The organism is Kitasatospora sp. NPDC001225 (genome assembly GCF_053597855.1).
On the sequence record NZ_JBSFJC010000015.1, the window covers coordinates 86,198 to 92,197 of the forward strand.

At 72.8% G+C, this 6,000-nt stretch carries 5 protein-coding genes; 4 read left to right on the forward strand and 1 reads right to left on the reverse strand.

Annotated elements, in window-relative coordinates; genetic code table 11:
* Positions 1–146 precede the first annotated feature (146 nt).
* Entirely contained in the window at positions 147–662 is a 516-nt protein-coding gene (locus tag ACWDCZ_RS07840; protein ID WP_063780349.1) for a hypothetical protein, read from the forward strand.
* A 648-nt stretch (positions 663–1,310) separates the two neighbouring features.
* The gene (locus ACWDCZ_RS07845) at positions 1,311–2,717 is read left to right on the forward strand and encodes a family 2B encapsulin nanocompartment shell protein (RefSeq protein WP_074004908.1); all 1,407 of its coding nucleotides are present in this window, start codon (positions 1,311–1,313) and stop codon (positions 2,715–2,717) included.
* An 896-nt stretch (positions 2,718–3,613) separates the two neighbouring features.
* On the opposite strand, the gene ACWDCZ_RS07850 is transcribed toward ACWDCZ_RS07845, so the two are convergent.
* Positions 3,614–4,312: a hypothetical protein gene (locus tag ACWDCZ_RS07850; protein WP_449815498.1), complete on the reverse strand. Its 699-nt coding sequence runs from the start codon at positions 4,310–4,312 to the stop codon at positions 3,614–3,616.
* 236 nt (positions 4,313–4,548) lie between these two features.
* Here ACWDCZ_RS07850 and ACWDCZ_RS07855 point away from each other — a divergent pair, with 236 nt between their 5' ends.
* Together ACWDCZ_RS07855 and yidD are read left to right on the forward strand one after the other, a co-directional pair.
* Positions 4,549–5,316, forward strand: coding sequence for a bestrophin-like domain (locus tag ACWDCZ_RS07855; RefSeq protein ID WP_049660896.1), 768 nt, complete (start codon positions 4,549–4,551; stop codon positions 5,314–5,316).
* Positions 5,317–5,464: 148 nt separating this feature from the next.
* Positions 5,465–6,000, forward strand: a 536-nt coding sequence (yidD, locus tag ACWDCZ_RS07860) for a membrane protein insertion efficiency factor YidD (RefSeq protein WP_449815499.1), incomplete at its 3' end; no start/stop codon positions are given.

Here is a 6,000-nt window from a genome sequence, read left to right on the forward strand (position 1 = left end):
AGCGGCGAAGGATAGGCCCCCGGGTGCGCCCGTGGGGGCGGAACGAGAGCAGCCGGTGCGCGGTGTCCGCTCGCCGCTCCTGCGTCGGTACGGACCCGGGCCGAGGAGCACAACCCCGGCGGAGGCGGGGCCTACGCTCCTTGGTCATGCGCAGAACACATCCGCGTCGCGCCGCGCTCGCCGCGTGTCCGGCCCTCGTCGTCGGTCTGCTCCTCTCCGCCGCCCCTGCCGCCCGGGCCGACGGACAACTGCCCCTCACGGCCGTCTCCGACAAGCAGACGACGGTCCGGGGGAGCGAGTTCACCGTCACCCTGACGCTCACCAACCCGTACGACACCCCGATCCAGTTCGTCTACCAGAGCGTCCAGGAGACCTACGCCACGAGTCTGGAGACCGGGCTGAAGTTCACCGCGACCGCCTGCGGCACCCAGACCAACGGGTGCAGTGACAACGTCCACGGCGGCATCGCCCGCTACAACGTCCCACTCGCCCCCGGTGCCAGCAGCGCCTTCACGGTGACGTACGCCGTCGCTCCCGATTCGGCCTGCGGTCCCGGCACCCGGATCGACCTCTACTCCTACCTGTACTACGAGTACAAGGGCGGTGAGGCCAACAACTCGGGCATCGTCGGCGTCCCCGGCACCCAGGTCGCCTGCGCCTGACCCGCCCGCCTCGACCGGCCTGCCTGACCGGCCTGGTCCGCCTGACCTGAATGACCCGGCTGACCCGAATGGTCCGACCGGCCCACCGGTGTCATCGGCGGAGCACCGCAGGCGCGCACCGTCCTCTCCGGCGCAGACGCCCACCGCACACCCCCCGTTCACCCGTCAGGTGCCGGCCTCCCCCGTGCCGGCACCTGACGGGCCGTTCGCGTTTCCCGTGGTCGGCCGCGGGGAGCGGCGGTCGGAGCCCGGCGGCGCGCGGGTGTCCGAACCGCCGGGACGGTGCGTCGGGTTGACGCCGGACGGTGGTCTCCGGGCCGTCCGGCCGGGCCCCGACCGGGGTGGAAAGGCCGTTGGCCGCAGGGGGATCGCCGGGGCGAACGGATGTTCCCGGAGTTTGCGGGGAGATGGGGGCGGACCGGGCAAGATTCACCCTATCGGGGGGTAGTGAGCCTTCGTTCGGGCTCCGTCGGGTCCTGATGATCTAGGGTTCCGGGTGGGCCGCCGGGAGACGGTGGTCGCCTTCTCGCGTAAATCGCCAACGCCCCCACCGATAAACGGATCTGATGATCCGTCATGGCATGCGTCAGGGCGGGCCGCTGTGCCCCTGGACGTGTGACCCGATCACAGGAATGGAGAGCCCTGCCGATGACCGTGGACACGAGCCCGGAGGCAGTGCAGGCCAAGCAGCAGAGCCTTGCGACGGCTGCTGCCCGGAACCTTGCCACCACGACCAAGTCCGCACCGCAGATGCAGGAGATCACCTCCCGCTGGCTGCTCAAGGTGCTCCCCTGGGTCCAGGCGGCCGGTGGCGCCTACCGCGTCAACCGTCGGCTCACCTATGCCGTGGGCAACGGGGTGGTGGAGTTCATCAAGACCGGCTCCCAGGTCCGGGTGATCCCGGCCGAGCTGGGCGAGCTGGCCCTGCTGCGCGGCTACGAGGACGAGGACGTCCTCACCGCCCTGGCCGACCGCTGCCAGCAGCGGGACTTCGGCCCCGGCGAGGTGCTCACCACCCAGGGCGAGGCCGCCGACAAGATCTTCCTGATCGCGCACGGCAAGATCAACAAGATCGGCACCGGCAAGTACGGCGACGACACCGTGGTCGGCGTGGCCGGCGACGGCGACCGCTTCGGTGACGACGCGCTGCTGAACCCGGACGCCGTCTGGGAGTTCACGGCCAAGACCGCCACCTCCGGTGTCGCCCTGACGCTGACCCGGGCGGACTTCGCCGCCATCCGGGACAACGCGCCCAGCCTCCAGGAGCACCTCCAGGGCTTCCTGGCCCTGCCGCTCCAGGCGCAGAACGAGCGCGGCGAGGCCGAGATCGCCATGTCGGCCGGCCACCACGGCGAGTACGAGCTGCCCGGCGCCTTCGTGGACTACGAGCTCAAGCCGCGCGAGTACGAGCTGAGCGTCGCGCAGACCGTCCTGAAGGTCCACACCCGCGTCGCGGACCTGTACAACCAGCCGATGAACCAGACCGAGCACCAGCTGCGGCTGACGATCGAGGCCCTGCGCGAGCGCCAGGAGCACGAGATCGTCAACAACCCGGAGTTCGGCCTGCTCAACAACGCCGACTTCGACCAGCGCATCCAGACCCACTCCGGCCCGCCCACCCCGGACGACCTGGACGAGCTGCTCAACCGCCGCCGCGACCCCGACTACCTGCTCGCCCACCCGCGGACCATCGCCGCGATCGGCCGGGAGTTCAACGCCCGCGGGCTGTACCCCACCCACGTCGACCTCGGCGGGCAGCAGGTGCCGGCCTGGCGCGGGGTGCCGATCCTGCCGTGCAACAAGATCCCGATCACCAAGGAGAACACCAGCTCGATCCTGGTGATCCGTACCGGTGAGGACAACCAGGGCGTCATCGGCCTGCACCAGACCGGCCTCCCGGACGAGTACCAGCCCTCGCTGTCGGTCCGCTTCATGGGCATCGACGAGAAGGCGATCATCTCGTACCTGGTCAGCGCCTACTACTCGGCCGCCATCCTGGTGCCGGACGCGGTCGGCGTGCTGGAGAACGTGGAGATCGCGCACCGGCGCAGCTGAGCGCGCAGAACGGTGAGCGCGGGCCGTTACCGGTCGGCTCGATGATCGTTTGACCTGATGACGGACGGCCCGCCCCCTGAAGGCGGGCCGTCCGCCTGACCATGTCTGATCACTTCTGGTCGTACCCGATGGAACTTCCGTCGGGAACGCGACCGTACTCGACCTTTCCGCCCGTTCCGTCCGTCCTGCCCGTTCCTTCGCGGCCGGTCGGCCCGAGCCCGTTCCGTCCTCCCCGGACGATCCGAGAGGTGTGTGGAGCCCATGCCCCAGCGTCGGCAGATCTGCCGGATACCGTCCGGCGTCGCTGGGGGTGCGGCCCCCGGGCGGCGGGTGCGGCTGATCGGCGCGGCGGCCGGCGTGGTCGCGATCTGCGCGCTGGTCGGCGGTGCGACCGCGTCCGGCGCCGGGCATCCCGGGGGGTACCCGCACGGCCCGGTGGTGGACGTCTGCGTGTGCGACGAGACCGACCTCTCGATGTCGGTGCGGCCGGGCGGACAGGTGACCGTCGGCGTGGACGTGGACGTGGACGTCCAGGTCGGCGTCGGCGCCGCGCCGGGCGTCGGTCCGGGGCACCACGGGCCCAAGCCCCCGCACGGGCACCACCCCTGCCGCACACCCAAGCCCGCCCCGAAGCCCACCGCGCCGCACTTCCCCCCGACCCAGTTCCCTTCGGCGCACTTCCCGTCGCCGTCCGTCTCGGCGCCGTCCGCGCCCTCGCCGCCCTTCTCCTCGCCCTCGCGTCCGGCGGGGCTGCGGAGCGAGCCCGGACGGCCGGTCGAGGGGCAGGGCGGCCCCGGGCAGCTCGGGCCGGGCCACGACGACGGCGACGACGACGAGTACGACGACGGGTACGGCGACGACGAGTACGGCGACCACGGCTGGCACCACCATCACCATCACCACCACCATCCGTGCCCGAGCCCCAGTCCGAGCCCGAAGCCCACACCGAGCCCGACGCCGACCCTCACCCACACGCCCAGCCCGACGCCCACTCCGACGCCGACACCGACCCGGACTCCGACCCGCACCCCCACACCGACCGCCACGCCGTCGCCGACTCCCACGCCGTCACCGACTCCGAGCCCCACGCCGAGTCCGAGCGCGACTCCGAGCCCCACGCCGAGCGCGAGCCCGAGTCCGAGTCCGAGCGCGAGCGCGAGTCCGAGCCCTACCGCCACGTCGTCGCCGACCTCGCCGTCCCCCAGCCCGACGCCGTCCCCCAGCCCGTCGCCCGCGTCGCCCGCACCTTCGGCGTCCCCGGCTCCTTCGGTCCCGCCCTCCGTGCCGCCGTCGGCACCCGCTCCGGGGCCCTCCCCGGCCGCCCCCGCGCCGGCGACCCCGGCCCCGGCGGCGCCCGCCCCCGCACAGGCCCCGCCGCTCCCCGTTCCGGCGGCTCCCGCGCCCGCGGTCCCGAGCCCGGCCGCGCCCGGTCCGGCGGCCCCCAGCCCCGCGGCCTCGCCGAGTTCGGCCCGTCCGAGCCCGCTGTGGCCGACCCCGTCGGCGCAGCCGGTGTTCCACGCCCCCAGGGCGAAGCCCGCGCCCATGGCCCGGCAGCACCAGGGCACCTCGATGACCACCATGCTGCTGGTGATCATTGTCCCCGGCGTGCTCGCGGCGGCGGCCCTGCGCCCGGGCCGTGGTGGCCGAGGACGCGGCGGCCGTTCGGGCCCGTCCTGACCGTCCCCTGAGGGCCCGCCGACCGGTTCCCGGTCGGCGGGGGCCCGCCCTACCGCCCGGTCCCGAACCGAACCGGCCCGTGCCGAAGCGGTCGGGGGGCCGCCCCCTTGAGCTTTCCGTTCCGTCACAAGCCAAGCCAGAGAAGGGAGTTCCCATGTCCGAGTGGGTGGCGTTGATCATCGCCATGGCGTCGGCCTGTGCCGTCGTGATGGCGGTGGTGGTGCTGAGGCAGCGCCGACCGATCGAGGAGAGTGCCGACGAGACCCCGGATGTCATCGAGTACATCACGATGATGATCGGGGTGGTCTACGCGATCGTCCTCGGTCTCGCCATCGCGGGTGTCTGGGAGGCGCGCGGCGCCGCCCAGGACGACCTGTTCCGCGAGGCGCAGTCGCTGCGCGAGATCAGCGACCGTGCGGTGATCTACCCGGCGGAGTTCCGCGACCAGGTCCGGGCCGACGTGGACACCTACGTCTCGTACGTGGTGAACACCGAGTGGTCCTACATGCAGGAGACCGGTGGCATCACCGAGAAGGGCGACCAGCTGCTCCAGAAGCTCCAGAACGACATCGCCACCCGCTCGCCCGCCTCCGACCTGGAGTCGCAGGGCTACCAGCCGATCATGGACCGGGTCAGCCAGGCGTCCGAGTCCCGCAACTCGCGCGGGCAGAACGCCGGGCCGACGATGCCCGGGGTGGTCTGGTTCGGCCTGATCGGGGGTGCGGTGGTGACCGTCGGCATGCTCTTCGCGCTCCAGATCCGGCGCACGCCGAGGGAGTTGACCCTGGCGCTCTGCTTCAGCGTGCTGATCGCCTTCCTGCTGTTCATGATCTGGGACTTCGACAACCCCTTCTCCCGGAGCGTCTCGGTGACCACCCAGCCGTTCGAGGACCTCTTCCCCTCGCTCAACCTCGGCGGCTGAGCCGGTCTCCGGCCGCTGCTCGCCGGTCGCGGGCCGTTGCTTGCGGGCCGTCGGCCGCAGGGCGGATCCGGGCAGATGATCTTCGGATAATCTTGCCCGGATCGTCGGGGGTCGGCCCCCGGCGGCGAGAACGAGGAGATCGTCAGCAGTGTCCGACCCGACGCCGGATCTCGGCGCCCACTTCCCGCCGGCCCGCCCGGAGCGCGCCTGGTGGTGGCTGCCCGCCTCGGAACGGCTCCGGCGGAAGAAGCAGCGCCGGGCCTGGGAGGACTACCGGGAGCGCTACCGCAAGGAGGACCACGCCAAGGTCCAGCGGCGCAAGCGCGCCCGGGACGAGGGCGCGGACTGCTGCGTCGACGGCTGCTGCGAGTTCGCCGACCCCTGCCTGATCGCCCTGATCCCGGTGATGATGGCCTCCGGCGTCCGGTTCGCCCTCACCGGGGCGCGCGGTCGCCGGGCGGCCGATCCGTCCGCCCCCGCCCCGCGCGGGTTCGCGGCCGGGGTGCTGTACGGGGCGGTGCGCTACTACCGCGCCGAGGTCAGCCCCCGCCGTCCGGCCTGCTGCCCGTACACGCCGTCCTGCTCGACCTACGCGGTGCGGGCGCTGCACCGGCACGGTGCGCTGCGCGGGGCCCGGCTGACCGCCGGGCGGCTGCTGCGCTGCCGCCCGGGCGCGGGCGGGGC